The sequence below is a fragment of the Microbispora sp. CA-135349 genome (assembly GCF_050947365.1).
GTDB lineage: Bacteria > Actinomycetota > Actinomycetes > Streptosporangiales > Streptosporangiaceae > Microbispora.
The window spans coordinates 6,446,195-6,465,034 of the sequence record NZ_CP192001.1; the positions used below are offsets into that span (position 1 = coordinate 6,446,195).

The window sequence follows — 18,840 nt, forward strand, 5'->3', positions numbered from 1 at the left end:
CAGGGCGTCGCGAGGATCCGCATGTTCCGTCGGGGAAGCGCCGCTGTCGAAGCGCTTCGAAGGGGTTACCGCACGTTTCCGGCGTGTAAATCCGGGCTTATCCGGAAGATTGCCCTCATCCTCGGCTGAGGTCAAGACCTCCGCCGCGCCGGTTTCCCCTCGGCTCACACCGGCGTCCGCTCCCGTCATACGCGAAAGCGGGCGCGGGGCCGGGAGTCCCGGCCGGTCCGCGCCCGCCCTTCCCGTTGAGGCTCGGGTCAGCCGACGATCTGCAGCAGCGCCTGCTGCCTGGCCGCGGCGGGCTCGGTCAGGCGCTGCACCTGCCGGCCGTGCCCGTCGAGCACGACCAGGGTGTTGGCGCCGCGTCCGGCGACCCGGACGACCAGGCGGCCGTCCCGCAGGTAGAAGGCGCCGATGAGCGAGCCCTTCACCGGGATGGCGACCTTCCTGCCGGTGGTGACGTCGACCACGGCCGGGCGGAAGCCGCTCGGCCAGGAGCCGTCGCCCGCGTCCGCGTTCCTGGACAGCGGCGCCACGACGACCTTCGTGCCGTCGGGCGAGAGGCTCTGCACGTGGTTGGCGAGGTCGACGCCCTTGGCCTTGACCGCCTTGCCGGTCCTCACGTCGAGGCGGTAGACGCCCTCGGTCGTCCCGGCGTAGCCCGCGAGGTAGCGGCCGTCCGCCGACCACGCCAGGTGGCAGACCCCAAGGGTCGTGCCCGCCTTCCTGCGGCCCCTGCCGTCCGCGCCGACGACCGAGACGGTCCCGGCGTCGGAGCCGCCCTTCCCGACGTACGCGACCTGCTTGGAGTCGGGCGACCAGACCGGGGTGCTGCACGGGCCTCCGGCCGCGGCGCCCTTGGCCGCGGTCGTGACCGTGCGGCCGTCACCGACCCGCACATACCCGTTGCCGGCGATCCAGGCGATCTTCCTGCCGTCGGGGGACGCGGAGAACTGGCCCGTCATCGGCATGGCGCCCAGCTTCGTGAAGCCCTTTCCCGGCTCGTACCGGCTGATCGGAAAACCCTTGCCGTACGACAGGTAGACCGCGACCCCGGTGAGGGGCTTGGGCGCGGCGGAGACGCCGGCCGGAGCGGCGTTGGCCGCGGGGGCGGCCAGTGCGGGGGCCAGTGCGGCGGTGAGCACGACGGAGAGCGCGGCGGCGGAGAACAGGCGTGTCTTCATGATGTCCCAATTCGTTGAGGATGCCATTGTTCGACGCCTCGAACCCCGGCCTGGTTCGCCGCCGCGCGACATCGGTACGCCTGCCGCGGGAAAGGGTGCACCGGGCGCATGGGTCGCCCTGCGACGGTGGGCGTCGGGCAGGGGACGGGCAGGGCCCGAGGAGGCGGCGGCGATCGCCGGCGGCGGAAGGGGACGGTCAGCGCTGCGCCGGCAGGCGGCCGGAGTCGACCGAGTCGAGCACCCGCGCGGCGGCCCCGAGCGCGGCGGCGCCGTACCCGAGCGTGGACACCTCCAGCCGGCAGCCTCCCCCGCCGGGGGCGAGCACCCTGCCGTACAGCTCCTCCTCCGCGCACGCCACGAGCCAGGGCGCCAGGGGCACGTAGTAGCCGCCGAGGATCACGACCTCGGGGTTGAGCATGTTGGCCACCGCGGCCATTCCCCTGCCGAGATGGCGTCCCACGTTCTCCAGCAGTTCGAGGATGTCCCGCTCGCCGTTGCGGGCGCGCCGTACGACATCGTCGATCTCGAGTTCGAGCTCGGACGGCGAGGCGTCGGGCGCCGTGCGGGCGAGGATCGCGCCGATCCCGGCGACGGACTCGAGGCAGCCGCGCCGGCCGCACCTGCAGGTGGGACCGGCGGGGTCGACCTCGATGTGGCCGATCTCCCCGCTGTAGCCCTGCCCGCCCCGCCTTAGCCTGCCGTCCATGACGATGCCCGCGCCCACGCCGACCTCACCGGTCACGTAGACGAGGTTGGCGGCGTTGCGGTGCGGCCCGAACCGGTGCTCGGCCAGTGCGGCGAGGTTGGCGTCGTTGTCCACGAGCACGGGAAAGCCGGGGTCCCGCAGCGCCTTGGTGAGGTCGCCCGCCAGGTCGGCGTCGCGCCAGCCCAGGTTGAGCGCGACCCGGACGATGCCGTTGACGTCCACCAGTCCCGGCACGGCCACGGTCAGGCCCAGCACCTGGCGGGCCTCCTTGGTCATCCGGCTGACGACCCGCCGGGCGAGCGCCGCCATGGCGGCGACCGCCTGGCCCGCGCCCGAGGTCCCGCCGGGGAAGGAGCGCCGCCAGTTCAGCAGCTCCTCGCCCTTGAGGTCCACGGCGACCGCCGTGATGTAGTCGACGTTGACCTCGATGCCGATCGCGGCGTACGGCGAGCCGTCGAGGACGAGCATGGTGGCGGGCCGGCCGACGCGATGCTCGGTCAGCCCGGTCTCGCGCAGCAGGCGGCGGTCGATGAGGTCGGCGACCAGACTGGACACGGTGGCCTTGTTGAGGCCCGTGGTGGCGGCGATGTCGGCGCGTGAGCAGGGCGCGTTCTCCCGCACGAACCGCAGCACGACGGCGAGGTTGGTCGCGCGCACGTCGGTGAAGTCGGCCGGCTGTGGACCGTTGTGCGATGTGATCACTGTTCGCCCCGTTCCCGCTTGGGCTCATCATGCCGCAATTGCGAGCAATTTGACACGGCAACGGCGTCCGGGATGGCGGCACGCACGGACGCGCGGGCCGCTCCGCGCCCGGCTCGGCACCGGCCACCGGCCCCAGCGCCTCCCGGGTAACCTGGTGGCACTCGCCCCTCCGACGTTTGTTTGGCTATGGAACTAACTAAAGCCTACCGTGGAGCGTCATGCGAATCCAGGGGCGGGCGCCCGGGCGGGGCCGGTGCGGCGCGGGGCGGGGCGGGGCGGGCGGTGGGGTCACGCCCGGTCACCGGCGGCGGTCCCGGACGGTGGATGCCGCACGAGCGACGGCGAAGGCACGCAGAGCGCCGATCCTTTCAGTCCCGGCCGCAGGCCGGTACGGCGGACGCGTGGCCATACGACATGAGGGCCCTCTCGCGGGTGTGCGTCCCGCTCGAAGGCCCCCACGATCGTCAAGGTGATCCGTACCTCTAACGGGCCACGGCACCCGTGACCTCTCTGTCGACAATTCTGGTCGCACCCGACTCCCGGGCGCAGTGCGCGCAGCAGAACCAGCGGCCGTCGTATTCGGAGCCGTGGCCCACGATGCGGCACCCACAGTGCTCGCACACCGGCGCCATCCTGCTGATCGCGCACTCGAAGCTGTCGAAGACGTGCACCACCCCCTGAGTGTGCACCTCGAAGGCCATGTCGTAATCGTTGCCGCAGACTTCACAGGTAGCCATGGTTTCCCCCCGTCGACTCGCGGTCGAGGGGGGAAATACCCGCGCAAACCTGTGCGAACACCGGCTCACAGGGCGTCAAGCAGCGCTTCAGCCACGGACTTCGCCCCGGCTTCGGCCTCCTTTGCGTTCATGAGCACCGAGTCGGACGCGTTGATCGGCGTGTTCTCCGGACGGTCGCTTCCCCCCATCAGCACCCACACGACGTTCTTGCCGTCGAGCGCGTAGATCTCATACCGGTTGGACTGGGCCGTGTCGGTGCGCTGGCTGATCGCCTGGCCGAACGCGTCCTGCCCGATGCCGGTCAGCTTCTCGAGCTTGCCCCACCTGATGCCGCCGATCCGGCTGCTCGCCGTGAACTTGGACTTCGAGCGCTGGTCGATGAGGTAGTAGCGGGCGGATTGGGCGTCCCAGAAGGAGTGGACGGCGACGCGCAGGTTGCGCCACCGGACCTTGCCCCCTTCGAGCGGCAGCTTGTCGTTCCACCACTGGCACTGGGTGACGGTCGAGTTGCCTTCCCTGTTCCGCACGGCCACGCCCTCGGTCTGCGGCACCAGGGTGGCCGCCAGCGCCTTGAGACTCAGGCACGACTGCGGCAGCGGGATCCGGGTGGGCGAGGGCGACGGCGTGGGGCTCGGCTTGGGACGCGCGTGGTAAGGCAGCGGCTGCCCGGCCCGCCATGCGGTCACCGACTTCGCGACCTGCGTGAGCAGGCCCTTCATCTCGCGAAGGGCGTTCTCCTCGGTGATCGACTGGGTGGTCTCGGTCGAGAGGAGGTCCGCCTCCTTCTTCTTCTGGCTCGCCTCGAACTTGACCTGGAAGACGACGTCGCCGACGCGGCCGGCTCCCTCCCCGAAGGAGTACCAGTACTGCTTCCCCTCCCGGGTCCACTGGTAGCGCGCGACCGACTCCTCCCCGATGCCCGGGAACTCCTTGGGCACCGAGTAGTAGTGCTCCTTGTCCGAGTGGGTCGCGCCGTACTTGTACTGGCTGAGCTCACCCTTGTACTGGATCTTCGCCGCCTCCTGGGCCGTGGTCGTCCCGAGCGCCTCGTACTTCGAGACGTTCAAGGTGATCCCACGGCTGCGGACGACGTCCTTGTAGGAGATGTTCCGGTTGGACCAGGAGCACGTGTAGCGGACGTAGCTGACGAGGCTGTCGCCGCGGTTGTCGTTCGTCGAGGAATTGATCGTCGCCTGCGGCACGAGGCGCTCGGCCTCGTCGGGGTCGAGCATGGCGCACACGTCGGCGTTCGCCGTCTCGGGCGCGGCCGACGCCGACTTCTTGGCCGGCACCGCCGCCGTCGAACCCGCCGCACGGGGCGTCGACCCTGTCTGGCGCACCGACATGAACGCGAACGTGCCGCCGGCTATCACCAGCACGGCCACGACCGCCGCCACCGGCAGCACCCACCCCCTCCGCGCCGGCGCGGAGGGCTGGGTCGGCATCTGCCACAGTTCGGGCGGGGGCGGCGTCGGCGCCTGCCAGCCCTGCCCCTGCTGACCGCCCTGACCGCCCGGCCCGGGGTTCGGGCCCGAATAGGGCCCGGAGTACGACTCGGAGTAGGGGCCGGAGTAGGGGCCCGGCTGTGCCTGTGGGCCGGGCGGCGGGGCGGCCTGCCCGCCGGGCATCGGATAGGGATAGGGATTCGAATGCGGCGGCGGCCCGGCCGCAGGCGTCGCCTGCGGCCACCTTTGACCGGCGGGCACCCCCGGATACGCACCAGGCTGCTCACCGGGCCAAGGCTGGCCAGGCTGAGGCTGGCCGCCGGGATTCTGACCGGAATGAGCCCGCGGGGCGGGCTGACCCCCGGGTGCGGCGCCCGGATACGCGCCCGGCTGAGGTGACTGACCTGGCTGAGGACCGGGATAAGCACCGGGCTGAGGTGGCTGACCCGGCTGAGGACCGGGATAAGCGCCCGGCTGAGGTGGCTGACCCGGCTGAGGACCGGGATAAGCGCCCGGCTGAGGTGGCTGACCCGGCTGAGGGCCGGGATAAGCACCCGGCTGGAGCGGCTGACCCGGCTGAGGGCCGGGATAAGCACCCGGCTGGAGCGGCTGACCTGCCTGCGGGCCGTACGGGGATCCGGGCTGGGGGCCCTGCCGGGCGCCGGGCGGCGGGCCGTACGGCGCCGGGTAGGGCGGAACACCCGGACGATCCTGATCCCGCGGTGGGCCCTGCGGCGGGTACGGCGGCGTGCCCTGCTGCCGGGGGTCCTGGGGAGGGGACCCGCCGGGCTCGATGGAGGCGTCGTCACCGCTGGTCATATCGTCTCCTACGGTCGGGAGGTCACCCGAGCCCGATGCCGACGAGTTCGGCGGCGCGCTCGGCGGTGCGCCGGTCGGCCGGGGTGACCGAGGGGTCACCGGCACGCCGATAGGCGACCTCGACGATGAGATTGCTGAGGCGGAACCAGACCGTGGCCCCGGTGGTCCCGGTGGCGGGGTCGGAGGAGTCGCAGGTGAAGGCCTCGTCGGCGATGCCGGGCCGGTCGCGCGATGCGGCGGCCCGGGCGGCCCGCTCCGCCGCGAGGTCGCGGGAGGCCGCCGCCTCGCCGTCCCCGCCGGCCGGCAGCCGGTAGGCGACCGTGATCGCCCCCTCACGGCCGGTGGTGTGCTCGTTCCACGCGCATCGCCCCTCGGTGGCGGGTTCCGCGCGGGGCGCGGCGCCGAGGAGGTCGCGGATCTGCGCCGTGGTCAGGCTGCGGCAGGCGTCCGGGACCGCGGCGAACCGCGCGGAACCGTCCTGCCGCCCGGACACGAGGAACCAGGCGCCCAGGCCCGCCGCCAGGCCGACGACGGTCACCAGACCGGCCACGGCGGCCAACCTCCACCTGCCGGCGGGCCGCGCGGTGGAAGCGGGCGCGGGCGGCGCGGCGGCGGCCCGCAGAGCCTGCCGTACAACCTCGGGCGGCGGACGGCGCGCCGGGTCCTTGTCGAGCAGCGCGAGCACGATCCACGCGAGCACCCGCGAGGCCCGCGTCATCGGCCGGGGGTCGTGCAGCAGGACGGCGGCGACGAGCGCGGCTGCCATGCTGCGCTGGAAGGGAGGCTCCCCCTCGACGGCGGTGTAGAGCGTGGCCCCGAGCGACCACAGGTCGGAGGGCGGGCCGTCCGGCTCGTCGCGGAACCGTTCCGGGGCCATGTAGCTGGGCGATCCCGCCGAGCTCTGCCAGGAGTTCCCGGCGCCGCCGAGCGGCGCGGCGATCCCGAAGTCGGTGAGCAGGGCGCGGCCGTCCGGCCCGATGAGGACGTTGGCCGGTTTCACATCGCGATGCAGGATGCCCCGGGCGTGGGCCGTCTCCAGCGCGTCGAGCACCGCCAGCCCGATCTCGGCCACCCGCTCGGAGGGAAGCGGCCCGTCCTCACGGATGATCTTGTCGAGGGAGCGGCCCGGCACCAGGTCCATGACGATCCACGGCTGCCCCGCGTGCCCGACCACGTCGTGGATCGTCACGATGGACGGGTGGGTGAGCCGCCCGGCCGCCCGGGCCTCCTCGACTGCCCTGCCGAGGAAGTCGGCGCGCTGCCGATCGTCCAGCCCGGGCGGGACGTGCATCTGCTTGATCGCCACCTCGCGGCGCAGCAACTCGTCGTGGGCGCGCCAGACCGTGCCGCCGCCGCCCTCACCGAGCGGCTCGGCGAGCCGGTACCGTCCGGCGAGCAGGTCCACGGCTAGACCAGCCCCCTCAGGCCCTCGGCCGCCGACGCCGCCGCCGCGACCGCCCGCTCGCGCAGGGCGGCAGGGGACGTCGTGTCGAGGTCGGCGTACCGCAGCCGGACGACGAGGTCGCCGAGCCTGAAGTACACGTAGGCGGCCTGTGCCCTGCCCTCCGGCGTGGTGAGGTCGACGGCGAACGCCTCATCGGCCACGCCCGGCGTCTCCCGTCCGGCCGTCTCGATGGCCTGGGTCCTCTGGTCGAGGCCGATCTCGTACCAGAGCCAGCTCACGTCGCGCGGTCCCGAGGCGTACTGCCTGTGCAGCCCTTCCATGAGCGTGCGCGCCGCGGCGGTGTCGAGTCCCCACGGCTCGGGGGTGTCGGAGTCTGTCTCGGCGCTCAGCTCGACGCCGGAGCCCGTGACGGTCCACTGGCAGCTCGTCTTCCCCGGCCGGGCCTGCGCCGGGGCGCCCAGAAGCCCCCGCACCTGGGCGGCGGACAACGACCGGCACAGGTCCACGGCGCGGGTGAAGGTCGGTGAGACGCCCGCAGGCCGGGCGACGGCCGGGCCGTCGGAGCCGGGCCGCAGGACGATGACCAGGGCGACGGCGGCCGCCACGACGGCCGCCCCCGCGGCGACCCGCCACCAGACGGTGCGCCGCCGCGGCGGCTCGACGGTGATGCCGGGGCGAGGGCCGACATGCGGGACGGCGCCGTCGGCGATCTGCCGCAGCAGCCCGACCGCGGTCGCCGCGTCCGGGCGGCCGGCCGGATCGCGCGCCATCATCCACGTCAGCACCGGGCCGAGCGGCCCCGCGAGCACCGGCGGGCGGGGAGCCTGGGTGAGGGTCGCCCGGATCACTTCGGAGTGCGAGCCCTGGTAGGGGGCGACGCCCTCGGCGGCCGTGTAGAGGGTGGCGGCGAGCGACCACAGGTCGGCGGCCGGACCGCCGGACTCCCCCGCGAGCCGTTCCGGCGCGATGAATCCCGGTGAACCGACCAGCAGCCCGGCCTCGGTGATCGACGCCTGGCCGGCCGGGCGGGCGATGCCGAAGTCCGTGAGGACTACCCGGCCGTCGGCGGACAGGAAGACGTTGCCCGGTTTGACGTCCCGGTGCTGCACGCCCTGCGCGTGCGTGGCCGACAGCGCGTCGAGCACACGGGCGCCGAGGTCGGCCACCTGCCGGTACGGCATCGGCCCGTACGCCGCGATCTGCCGGGAGAGGTCGTGCCCGTGGAGCAGTTCCATGACGATCCAGGGCCTGCCGTCCTGCAGGAGCACGTCATGGAGGGCGACGATCCCGGGATGCCGGACACGGGCGGTGACCTCGGCCTCGCGCATGACCCTGGCGATGAGTTCGGCCCGCTCGCGCTCGCCGAGCCCCTCCGGGAGGCGTAGTTCCTTGATCGCCACCTCGCGATCGAGCACGGAGTCCCTGGCGAGCCACACCGTGCCCATGCCACCCGAGCCCAGCGGGCGCAGCAGGTGGTAGCGCGAGGCCAGCGTCCCCCCCAGCGATTCGGCCATATCGGGGAGAATAGCGAAAGCGTGATCCTTCGCCCGACCGTTTCGTCACCGTCGCTGTGACCGTGGTGGCACGAGCCGTCCGGGACGGATCTCCGTGCCCCCCGACAAGCGGACCTCGTCGTATGTGGACACGCAGGACGAGAGCCGGCAGGGAGTGGGCGTGTAGTCCTGGCTACACGGCGAACCGATTACCTCACGCGTCATCGTCTTCGCGACCCCTCCGCGGGATGCTCAAGACACGCGAGGACGCACCACACCGGCGCTCCGCACCCGAGCATTGGAGGGACCCATGACCGCCTACGCCATCGCCCAGCTCCGCGACGTCAACCTGGGCGATGACATCGTGGAGTACCTGCGGCGCATCGACGCCACGCTGGAGCCGTTCGGCGGCCGCTTCATCATCCACGGCGGCGAGCCCGAGGTGCTGGAAGGCACCTGGAAGCAGACGCTCATCGTCATCGAGTTCCCCGACCTCGGCAGGGCGAGGGCGTGGTACCGGTCGCCCGCCTACCAGGAGATCCTCCCGCTGCGCACCCGCAACTCCTCCGGAGACGCCGTGCTCATCGAGGGCGTGGACGAAGACCACAAGGCGACGGACGTGCTGGCGGGCTGACCCCGCGACGGGGAACGCCCCGCGCGTGCGCGCGGGGCGTCCGTTGTTCTCGGCGGAGCCTCAGCTCAGGGCGAGATCCTTGATCCGGACGTCACCGGTGAAGACCAGATAGACGTCCTTCACGCCGTTCGCGCCGGACACCGGGGCGGTCGCGGTGGCCCAGGTGTAGACCCCGCCGGTCGCGGCGACCGGGATCCTGGCCACCCTGGCGCCGGTCGGCGAGCCGAGACGCACCTCGACGGACCCGCCGCCCGTGGAGGCCACCCCGGCCGTCACCGTGCGGGGCTTGCGGAGCCGGACGTCCTTGAACGCGATCCAGCCGCCAGTCGCGCCCGGGGTGCCGGACACGGGCGGTGACCTCGGCCTCGCGCATGACCCTGGCGATGAGTTCGGCCCGCTCGCGCTCGCCGAGCCCCTCCGGGAGGCGTAGTTCCTTGATCGCCACCTCGCGATCGAGCACGGAGTCCCTGGCGAGCCACACCGTGCCCATGCCACCCGAGCCCAGCGGGCGCAGCAGGTGGTAGCGCGAGGCCAGCGTCCCCCCCAGCGATTCGGCCATATCGGGGAGAATAGCGAAAGCGTGATCCTTCACCCGACCGTTTCCGCACCGTCCCCGCGATCGGCGAACCCCTCAGCCGCGTGATCGTGCCGGGCCGGCTTATCCGGCGATGGTCCACCTCTTGCCCATGCAGGCGGAAGGGCCGAAGGTGATCGTCCTGCCGCTCCGCGTGGTCGCGACGAGCACGTCCTCGTCCGGCATCATGAAGCAGCCAGGATCGCCCACCCGGAGGTCGAACTCCTCACCCGGACCGACATCGATGCTGCGGTCCTTCTCATGTATCCACCGCACGGACACCGGCTCCGGCAGCCGGTTTTCGATGTGCAGATAACGACTCTCCCGGGGCTGGCAGGCAGTCGCGGCAGCCAGCACGACGCTCGCGAGCGACAGAGCGACCGCCGTTCTCCGCGCGCCCATCGCCGCTCACTCTCCCATCCCCGCCGGGCCCCTGCCGGCGAGGCAGCGACTCCGGACGAGCACCGCTCCACCGCGTCGCGAGAATTCCCGGAAGCCAGTTTAGGACATGAAAAGGCTTCGCCACAGGGCACGACGGCCCGCATCCGAAAGAGGCCACTCGGAGGTGCTACGCGATGGTAATTACCGTCGGCCGGATATCGGCTGGTGTCTGACCGGATGCGGTTCGAACACCGACAAGATCTTTCATTACGATCATTCCGATTGTTAGCATCAGTCCGTTTTGTCGGCTCGTACGAAGGATGGGTTGTGTCACTACCCCCCCACAAACACCTCGTCGGGCGCATCGCGGCCATCGCGCTCGCAATCAGTGTCGCGCTCACGGGGTGTTTCGTCCCCGCGGCGAACGCGACCACTCCCTCTCCGGAGCCCGCCGCACCGGCGGCGACCGAAACTCCGCCCACCGGCGAACTGCCATACCACCGGGTGGACAGTACGCCGCCGAAACGCGAGCCATCCGGAAAGAACAAGCGACCAGATTTCGGACCCGATGACAAGATTTCGGCGGCCTGGGCCAAGGGCAAGCTCTCGGTGGACGACTACCTCCGTTACTCGCTGCAACGACTCTCCCGGCCCGACGAACTCCCTGAAGAGCTGAAGCCGGACAAGAAGCTCCCGGAATCAGCCGGCCTCGCCTTGGGATACGCGCTCTCCCTCGCCGACAAAGCCTCGCCCGAGACACGCACGTGGGTGAAGGAGCGTCTGGAGGGGACCGTCACGCCGCCGACGGCGACCGCCGGCGCCTCCCAGGCGGCCCTCGCGTGGGGCGAATGCGACGCCGACTATTCATGGCTGGATTACAGATTCGACTGCCGTCATACCATTTCCACGACCCCGCCGATTCAGGTGCACTACAACATCCAGGGAGTCAGCGGATACTGGCAGCAGGTGAAGGGCGAGAGCATATGGGTCGCGCTGCCCGGCCTGCCCGCCGTCGACCAGGACGGCGACAAGATCCCCGATGCCGCGAACACGATGAGTGCCTCCTTGATCACCGCGTTCCAGAAATACCGGAACTGGGGTTACCAGGTGACCGGCTCGGTGATCGACGTGTACGTCGGGGTGGACACCTTCGACAATCCCGGGGTCACCTTTCAGACCGGTGACATGTTCAACGACCACCCGATCATCTTGATGTCCCACGATCCCGGGGCCAGCGCCGGCACCTCCGATTGGTACACGTACCTGCCGCGCCACGAGCTCTTCCACGCGTTCCAGTACCACTACATGTCGAACTGGCACTTCATCGCCGCGGTACACGAGATCAACTGGTGGATGGAGGCCACCGCGGAGTGGGCCACGCACCAGGTGTACGAGCAGACGGGCCCGACGGACGCCGGGTCGAGACAGTATGCGCGAAACGTCACCGCTTTCCTCGGCAAACCCCAGGACGCGGTGAACGCGAATGACGGCCTCGGGGGAAGCCGGCAGTACGGCGCCTTCGTCCTCGCCCAATACCTGATCGAACGCACCGACTTCAATTTCGTGCTGCGCACCTGGCAGGAGATGGCCGACCGGTATCCGATCACCGCGATCTCGAACGTCCTGCGGGGCTACGGCCGGGATCCCTCGACCGAGCTCCTCGGCTTCGCAGTGGCGAACTACCGGCTGACGTCGCCGTCCTCGGCTCTCTCGGAATTCGTGGGCGCCGACGACGGGTACCAGGACGACGACGCGTACTTGGCCTGGCAGGGCATTCTGGGCAGGGCGGGCTATGGCTCCCGTCCGGCACGGGCCTCCGAGAAGTCCATGGTCTGGGGGTCGTCGGCCAGTTTCAGCCCGCTCAACACCGACCTGTGGCTGCGGCCCGGCGGCACCCAGTACTACGACTTCACTCCGGGCGGCACCGGGCAGGGCCAGCTCAAGGTCCACGTGAACGCCCCGGACCAGCACGGAACCGACTCCGCCGCCGAGTTCCACTACCTGCTGGTGGTGTGGGACAACCTGACGAGCAGGAATCCGCTGCGCTGGGACCGCGCCGACGCGAAGGGCAACGACGATCCCGCGGAACACGACCTGTCCGTACCGATCAAGGGCGGTGAGGTGGCCACCCTCATCGTGACCCGCACGGACCTGTCCGAGAACGCGGCGGTGACGATCGCCCAGCTGCAACCCGTCATGTGGACGGCCTCGCTGACGTCCGGCATCGTCACCACCCCTGCCGGTCCCGACACCGCCCTGAACGCCATGTGGGCCCGTCACGCCGACCGCACCGGCTACGACACCATGTGCGCGAACTGGAGCGGGGCCGACGGCACCCAGTCGGTGCTGCTGCCCAGCGGGCGGCGCGCGTGGTTCTTCTCCGACACCTACCTCGGGGACGGGGCGCTGCGCCCGACCTTCGACAAGAGCATCCTGCGCAACTCCATCGTGGTGCAGGACGGCGCGAATCCCGCGACGGCGAGCCTGCGGACCGTCACGGGCGGCAACACCTGCCGCGAGCGGGACACGTCGATCCCCAACGCCGCCGATCGCTACGCCTACAGCCCGGTGCGGTCGACAACGACCGGCAACGACCCCGCGGGCGAGTACTACTGGAGCGCCACCGGCAAGGTCCTCGGCGACAACGTCGTCTGGTTCTACCTGAAGGGCCGCAACCTGGAGTTCCTCAACTCCAGCATGGCGATCATCCCCGTCAGCAGGCTGGACAGCTCAAGCGTCGTGAACGTCGTACCGGTCGACCTGCCCAAACACAGCTACTACGGGTCCAACAACCCGATCATCTGGGGCAGTTCCGTGGTCGACGACCCCGACGGGAAGACCTACATCTACGGCTGGGCGGTGGTCGACTCCAGCAATCGCAAGAAGCCCTTCCTCGCCCGCGTACCGAAGGCCCAGCTCACGGACTTCAACGCGTGGCGCTTCTACAAGGGAAGCGGGCAGTGGACCAGCGACGGCGGCGCCACGGGCCAGGCCCAGGCCGTGCCGCTCAGCTCCGCCTACACCGACCCGATGTACAGCGTGATCACCCTGAACGGCCGGTACTGGCTCGTGACCCTCGATCCGACCACCCACGCCATGGTGGCCTATCCCTCCACCACCCGGTGGGGCTTCTCCACCTCCAGGGTCACCCTCTACACCCCGCCGGAGAACGTGGGCCAGGCACCGGAGTTCAAGCTGATCTACGACCTGCACGTCCACAAGGGCCTGTCGACGAGCGGCGACAGCGTGGTGATCTCGTACAACGTCAACTCGACGGGCGTCAACATCGGCTGCCGCCCCGAGATCGACTACGTGCCCAAGATCTACCGCGCCAGGTTCGTCGACGTGCCCACGGCCTCGTTCGACCCCACCGCAGCCCGGGCGCCCGTCGCACCTCGGACGCAGGCGGGCACGTCCGGGGCCGAGGCGCTGTCCAACGGTCCGGCGGACGACGTACGCGCGGGCCGGGGCGTCAGGATCCCGCCGCCGCCCACGGGGCAACCGGCCGCGCCGGCCGCGCCGGCCGCGGCCGCGGACTCCGGCCCGAAGATCGTCACCAAGGCCGCCACCGTGGCGGCGGACAACGGCTACTACAACTCTTGGGACTACCAGAGCGACGCCGACAGGCAGAAGGACCACGCGGGATGCCCCTACATCCCGGCGCCCACCGGACTCACCGGCAAGATCGTGAACACCGCGTGGGGCTGGGTGGAGCTGAACTGGAACGCCGTCGGCCCCGACGTGGGCTACAAGATCTACGAGTACAACGTCACCGAGAAGGCGAAGCGCAAGTGGCCCTGGGACTGGAGCTTCGGGCCGCCCAGGACCATCGGCCCGCTCGACGCCTATCCCGGTGACAGGGGAGACGTCTATGAGTGGTATTTGGTGCCCGTGAACATCTGGCAGCAGAACGAGACGTCCATGTCCAACAAGTTCCAGCTCCGGCTGCCCCTGTAACGGGGCACACCGGCCGCTCATGGGTACGCCCCGTGGCGCGAGGGTGCTCGCGCCACGGGGCGTCCTCGTCGTAGGGCGGGGGCCTCAGCTCAGGGCGAGGTCCTTGATCCGGACGTCACCGGTGAAGACCAGGTAGACGTCCTTCACGCCGTTCGCGCCGGAGACCGGGGCGGTCGCGGTGGCCCAGGTGTAGACCCCGCCGGTCGCGGCGACCGGGATCGCGGCCACCTTGGTGCCGGTCGGCGAGCCGAGACGCACCTCGATGGTCCCGCCGCCCGTGGAGGCCACCCCGGCCGTCACCGTGCGGGGCTTGCGGAGCCGGACGTCCTTGAACGCGATCCAGCCGCCGGTCGCGCCCGCCACCGCGTCGCCGCGCACCTTGGTCTCGTCGACCAGGTGGATGCCGGAGTAGTCGTCGAAGTCGGTCGCCCGGGTGGTCTTCGACAGGTCGCGGTGCGGGATGTGCTCACCCTTCACGTTGATCGTCGCCCGCTGGCGGATGGTCGCCGAGGACGACCCGACAAGCACGTCGTGGGTCGCGTTCTCGACGGTCCACGTGTTCCTGGTGACGTCCCACAGCGCGAGGTCGCTCTTGTTGACGGTGAAGGCGACCGTCGCCGTCCGGCCCGGCGCCAGCGACACCCGCTGGAACGCGCGGAGCTGCTTGACCGGCTGCTTCACCCGCGACTCGTGCTGGTGGGTGTACAGCTGGACCACCTCGTCACCGGCCCGGGAGCCGGTGTTGGTCACCTTGACCGACACCTCGTAGCCGTCGCCCTTCGGCACCGCCTTGAGGCCCTGGTAGGAGAACGACGTGTACGACAGGCCGTATCCGAACGGGTAGAGCGGCTTGCCCTTGTAGTACAGGTACGTCCGGTCCTTCTTGACGATGTCGTAGTCGAGGATCCCCGGCAGCTCGTCCGCCGACCGATACCACGTCTGAGTGAGCCGGCCCGCGGGGTTGACGTCGCCGTACAGCACATCGGCGAGGGCGTGCCCGGTCTCGGCGCCCGCGTGGGTGGTCCACAGGATCGCCGGGACGTTGTCCTGCTCCCAGGTGATCGTGGTCGGGTAGCTGTTCTCCAGCACGACCACCGTGTTCGGGTTGGCCGCCTTCACGGCCTTGACCAGCGCCTCCTGCCTCTCGGCGAGGTTCATGTCGGTGCGGTCGTGGGCCTCGCGGCCGTTGATGAACGGCATGCTGCCGACCACGACGACCGCCACGTCGGCGGCCTTGGCCTTGGCCGCCGCGTCGTCGACGCCGCTGGAGACGACCTCCTTGGCGTAGTGGGTCGCCTGGTCGGCGGAGGTCAGGCTCAGCGTGCCGTCGGCCGCCGCCTTGACGTACGGGTCCGACCCGAACCAGCTCTCGGTCGTCTCGTAGCCGGCGTACCGCAGCAGGTACGACCCGTCGGACTGCTGCTCCAGTTTGAACTGCTCCTGCACGAACCAGCCGGACGGCTGGTCGGCGGTGTTGGCCAGCGTGGACCAGTTGGCCCGGCTGACGTACTTGCCGTTGGCGACGCTGCGCAGCGTCAGCACGCCCTGGCCCCAGTCGAACGCGTCGAACTGCTCGGTGGCCCCGGCCGATGTCGCGCTCTCCTTCAGGTCGCCGCCGGCCGCGGGGGCGCTGATGTACCTGCCGGTGGCGACGTCCTTCAGCGCGATGCGGTCGACGCCCTCCGAGGAGGTCACCGACGCCGCCCGCTCCTTGATCCCGTCGAGCGGGGTCACCTTGTACGGCAGACTGCCCGAATACCAGTCGGTGTAGAGCACGTTGGCCAGCGGGCCGACCACGGCGACCTTCTTGCCGGGCTTCAGCGGCAGCGCCCCGCCGGAGTTCTTCAGCAGCACCATCGCCTCGGCCGCGGTCTCGCGGGCCAGCTTCTGGTTCGCCGGGCTGTTGACCACGTCCTTGGTGATCTTCGCGTACGGCCCGCCGTCGGGGTCGAACTCGCCGAGCCGGAAGCGGATGGCGAGCTGGTGCCCGACCGCGTTGTCGACGTCCGATTCGCTGAGCAGCCCCTTCGACAGCGCCTCCTTGACGGCCGCGACCGTCGGGGCCCCGTTGGTGTCGTCCACCGTCATGCTGTCGAGGCCCGCCTTGATGAGCGCGGCGTCGGCCTCGGCCTGGGTGGCGTGATACTTCTCGGTCTGCACGAGGTTGTTCGGCGCCCAGGCGTCGGAGACGTTGAACAGCGTCCGCTTCGTCCAGGAGCGCACCACGTCGTTCAGGTCCGGGCTGACCGTGTTGGGCCGGCCGTTGACGAGGTTGTACGACGCCATCACGCCGGTCGCCGCGTCGGCCTCGATCGCCGGTTTGAAGGCCGCCTCGTCGTACTCGTGCTTGACCCGCGGCGGCAGTTCCGAGGAGGTGGTGTCGCGGCCGGCCTCGTTGTTGTTGGCCAGGTAGTGCTTCAGCGTGGGCGCCGTCTTCAGATGGTCGGGGTCGTCGCCCTCCATGCCCGAGCCGTACGCCGTGGAGATGGCGCCGGTCAGCAGCGGGTCCTCCGAGTAGCCCTCCTCGTTGCGGCCCCAGCGGGGGTCGCGCAGCAGGTTGACCACGGGCGCCCAGAGGTTGAGCCCCCACACCCTGGGGTTCTCGGCGTGGAAGCCGCGGGCCTCGTCGCCGACGGCGGAGCCGACCCGCTTGATCAGGGCGGTGTCCCAGGTGCTGGCCAGGCCGACGGCCTGCGGGAAGACGGTGCCCTTGGCCGTGACGACCGCGCCGCCGTTGTCGTAGTCGGTGGACCAGGCCACGCCGTGCAGGGCCTCGGTGCCCGTCTTGAACAAGCCGATGCCGAGGCGGTCGATCGCCGGGGAGTACTGGTGCAGCATCGCCACCTTCTCGTCCAGCGTGAGCCGGCCGAGCAGGTCGTCGATGCGCTGGGCGAGCGGCAGCGAGGGGTCGCGGAACGGATAGTCGTCGGCCGCCCTCGCGGGGCCGGCGCCCAGGCTCAGTGCCAGAGCCAGGGCGGCCGACGCGGACAGCATCGCCGAACGGCGATGGGACATTGCGCCTCCAGGTCAGGTAGTGACGCGTTACTTGGGGGGTGTTACTTGATCGCGCCGACCGTGATGCCACGGGTCAGCGTGCGCTGGAAGATCAGGAAGAAGGCCACGGCGGGGATGACGCCAAGCAGCGCGGACGCGCTGGACATGGTGGCGTCCATCATCTTCTCGCCCTGTAGGACGCCCAGGGCGACCGGCACGGTCTGGTTGTCGTTGGCGATGAGGAACACCATCGGCAGGAAGAACTCGTTCCACGTCCAGATGAAGAAGAAGATGAGCAGCACCGAGAGGGTCGGGCGGCTGATCGGCACGACGATGCCCCACAGCATCCGCCACCTGCTCGCGCCGTCGATCTCGGCCGCCTCCAGGATCCCCCGGGGAAACTGCCCGAGCACCGACGAGAGCAGGTAGGTCCCGAAGGCCGCCTGGATCACGGTGAAGATCAGGATGACGGCGAGCTTCGAGTCGTACAGCCCCACCTCCTTGGACAGGTAGTAGAGCGGGTAGACCAGCGCCTCCTGCGGCAGCGTGTTGGCGACCAGGAACAGCACCAGGATCCACAGCCGCCCGCGGACCTTGCCGATGCCCAGCGCGTACGCGTTGAGCACCGACAGCACCACCGCGGCGACCGCGACGACGCCGCTGATCAGGAGGCTGTTCCAGAGCTTGAGGCCGAAGTCGACGCGATCCCAGAAGGCGACGATCCCGTCCAGATAGAGCCCGTGGGGCAGGCTCAGCGGGCCGCCGGAGGAGTATTCGGCCGGGGACTTGAACGCGTTGAGCGTGACGATGACGAAGGGGAAGAGCATCACGACCGCGAGCACGACCAGCGCCGCGAGCACGGCCCACCGTCCCGGCTGGCGGAAGGTGCGATCGGCGTTCACGAGCCGCCCTCCTGGTCACGCTCCTGCACGCGCAGGAAGAGGAAGGTCACCACGACGATGATCAGGGCGAGCACGGTCGCGATCGCCGAGCCGTATCCGACGTTGACCTTCTGGAAGAAGTTCAGATAGGAGAAGTACGACGGCACCATGGTCGCGGAACCGGGCCCTCCCCTGGTGAGCACGAAGATCGGACCGAACACCTTCAGCGCCGCGATCGTGCAGGTCAGCAGCACCACGAAGATCTCCGGCCGGATCTGCGGGACCGTGATGTGCCAGAACCTGCGCGACCACGAGGCGCCGTCGATCTCGGCCGCCTCGTACAGCGAGGGATCGACCCGCTGGAGCCCGGCCATGAAGATGACGACCGGGTAGCCGAGCTGGAACCACACCATGATCGCCATGACCGTCGCCAGCGCGATGTCGGGGTCGCCCAGCCAGTTGACCTTCAGCCCGAAGATCTGGTTCACCGCGCCGTACGACGGGTGGAGCATCCACCCCCAGACCACGCCGGCCACCGCGACCGGCAGCACCTGCGGCAGGTAGAACGCCGCGCGCAGGGCCGAGGCCGTGCGCCCGCCGAACCGCTTGGCGATGTAGTCGAACAGCGCGGCGGCGAGCACCAGGCCGATGATCGTCGGCACCACGGCCATCGCGACGATCAGTGCGACGTTGTGCTCGAAGGACGCCCAGAAACGCTCGTCCTTGAACAGCTTGGTGTAGTTGTCGAGCCCGATCCACTTGGGGGTGCCGACGCCGGACCAGCGGGTGAAGCTCGTCGCGATGTTCATCAGGAACGGGACGACGATGATCGCGAGGAACAGCACCAGGCTCGGAACCAGGTAGAGCCAGTAGCCGCCCCTTCCGCGCGGGCGGGCCACGCCCGCGCCGGGTGGTGCCATGTGCAGAC

Annotated in this window: 13 protein-coding genes; 2 read left to right on the plus strand and 11 right to left on the minus strand. The window is 70.4% G+C overall.

What is annotated here, in order from left to right:
* Positions 1-257: 257 nt before the first annotated feature.
* The 6 genes from ACQPZZ_RS29595 to ACQPZZ_RS29620 form a co-directional block, all read right to left on the minus strand.
* The gene (locus ACQPZZ_RS29595) at positions 258-1,184 is read right to left on the minus strand and encodes a TolB family protein (protein ID WP_432924458.1); all 927 of its coding nucleotides are present in this window, start codon (positions 1,182-1,184) and stop codon (positions 258-260) included.
* A gap of 196 nt (positions 1,185-1,380) precedes the next feature.
* Positions 1,381-2,592, minus strand: a complete 1,212-nt coding sequence (locus ACQPZZ_RS29600) for an ROK family protein (RefSeq protein ID WP_432924460.1) — start codon at positions 2,590-2,592, stop codon at positions 1,381-1,383.
* A 482-nt stretch (positions 2,593-3,074) separates the two neighbouring features.
* A complete protein-coding gene (locus ACQPZZ_RS29605; protein ID WP_363643141.1) occupies positions 3,075-3,329 on the minus strand; it encodes a hypothetical protein in 255 nt (84 codons plus the stop codon).
* 65 nt (positions 3,330-3,394) lie between these two features.
* Positions 3,395-4,957 carry a hypothetical protein gene (locus ACQPZZ_RS29610; RefSeq protein WP_432924462.1) on the minus strand — a complete coding sequence of 521 codons (1,563 nt, stop codon included), beginning with the start codon at positions 4,955-4,957 and terminating at the stop codon, positions 3,395-3,397.
* Between the two features lie 658 nt (positions 4,958-5,615).
* The gene (locus tag ACQPZZ_RS29615) at positions 5,616-6,998 is read right to left on the minus strand and encodes a serine/threonine-protein kinase (RefSeq protein ID WP_432924463.1); all 1,383 of its coding nucleotides are present in this window, start codon (positions 6,996-6,998) and stop codon (positions 5,616-5,618) included.
* Between the two features lie 2 nt (positions 6,999-7,000).
* Positions 7,001-8,512 (minus strand): serine/threonine-protein kinase, encoded by a 1,512-nt coding sequence (locus tag ACQPZZ_RS29620; RefSeq protein WP_432924465.1) that lies wholly within the window; start codon positions 8,510-8,512, stop codon positions 7,001-7,003.
* A 289-nt stretch (positions 8,513-8,801) separates the two neighbouring features.
* Between ACQPZZ_RS29620 and ACQPZZ_RS29625 the strand changes: the two genes are divergently transcribed.
* Entirely contained in the window at positions 8,802-9,125 is a 324-nt protein-coding gene (locus ACQPZZ_RS29625; RefSeq protein ID WP_432924467.1) for a DUF1330 domain-containing protein, read from the plus strand.
* Between the two features lie 60 nt (positions 9,126-9,185).
* On the opposite strand, the gene ACQPZZ_RS29630 is transcribed toward ACQPZZ_RS29625, so the two are convergent.
* Positions 9,186-9,473 (minus strand): carbohydrate-binding protein, encoded by a 288-nt coding sequence (locus tag ACQPZZ_RS29630; protein ID WP_432924469.1) that lies wholly within the window; start codon positions 9,471-9,473, stop codon positions 9,186-9,188.
* Between the two features lie 310 nt (positions 9,474-9,783).
* Positions 9,784-10,101 carry a hypothetical protein gene (locus ACQPZZ_RS29635; RefSeq protein WP_432924471.1) on the minus strand — a complete coding sequence of 106 codons (318 nt, stop codon included), beginning with the start codon at positions 10,099-10,101 and terminating at the stop codon, positions 9,784-9,786.
* A gap of 306 nt (positions 10,102-10,407) precedes the next feature.
* On the opposite strand from ACQPZZ_RS29635, the gene ACQPZZ_RS29640 reads away from it, so the two are divergent.
* Positions 10,408-14,037 carry a hypothetical protein gene (locus tag ACQPZZ_RS29640; RefSeq protein ID WP_432924473.1) on the plus strand — a complete coding sequence of 1,210 codons (3,630 nt, stop codon included), beginning with the start codon at positions 10,408-10,410 and terminating at the stop codon, positions 14,035-14,037.
* Between the two features lie 84 nt (positions 14,038-14,121).
* Here ACQPZZ_RS29640 and ACQPZZ_RS29645 read toward each other — a convergent pair whose 3' ends face one another.
* From ACQPZZ_RS29645 to ACQPZZ_RS29655, 3 genes are read right to left on the minus strand one after another with little or no spacing between them, the layout of a single operon-like run.
* Positions 14,122-17,052: a glycoside hydrolase family 3 C-terminal domain-containing protein gene (locus ACQPZZ_RS29645; RefSeq protein ID WP_432924475.1), complete on the minus strand. Its 2,931-nt coding sequence runs from the start codon at positions 17,050-17,052 to the stop codon at positions 14,122-14,124.
* A gap of 41 nt (positions 17,053-17,093) precedes the next feature.
* Positions 17,094-17,933, minus strand: a complete 840-nt coding sequence (locus ACQPZZ_RS29650; RefSeq protein WP_432924477.1) for a carbohydrate ABC transporter permease — start codon at positions 17,931-17,933, stop codon at positions 17,094-17,096.
* On the minus strand, positions 17,930-18,832 hold the full coding sequence (locus ACQPZZ_RS29655; RefSeq protein WP_432924479.1) for a carbohydrate ABC transporter permease: 903 nt from the start codon (positions 18,830-18,832) through the stop codon (positions 17,930-17,932). The genes ACQPZZ_RS29650 and ACQPZZ_RS29655 overlap by 4 nt, the downstream gene beginning before the upstream one ends.
* Positions 18,833-18,840 lie beyond the last annotated feature (8 nt).

Coding starts and splice junctions, on each gene's coding strand:
- ACQPZZ_RS29595 (WP_432924458.1), bottom strand. CDS start 1,184: ATGAAGACACGCCTGTTCTCCGCCGCCGCGCTCTCCGTCGTGCTCACC.
- ACQPZZ_RS29605 (WP_363643141.1), bottom strand. CDS start 3,329: ATGGCTACCTGTGAAGTCTGCGGCAACGATTACGACATGGCCTTCGAG.
- ACQPZZ_RS29610 (WP_432924462.1), bottom strand. CDS start 4,957: ATGCCCGGCGGGCAGGCCGCCCCGCCGCCCGGCCCACAGGCACAGCCG.
- ACQPZZ_RS29620 (WP_432924465.1), bottom strand. CDS start 8,512: ATGGCCGAATCGCTGGGGGGGACGCTGGCCTCGCGCTACCACCTGCTG.
- ACQPZZ_RS29625 (WP_432924467.1), top strand. CDS start 8,802: ATGACCGCCTACGCCATCGCCCAGCTCCGCGACGTCAACCTGGGCGAT.
- ACQPZZ_RS29635 (WP_432924471.1), bottom strand. CDS start 10,101: ATGGGCGCGCGGAGAACGGCGGTCGCTCTGTCGCTCGCGAGCGTCGTG.
- ACQPZZ_RS29645 (WP_432924475.1), bottom strand. CDS start 17,052: ATGTCCCATCGCCGTTCGGCGATGCTGTCCGCGTCGGCCGCCCTGGCT.
- ACQPZZ_RS29655 (WP_432924479.1), bottom strand. CDS start 18,832: ATGGCACCACCCGGCGCGGGCGTGGCCCGCCCGCGCGGAAGGGGCGGC.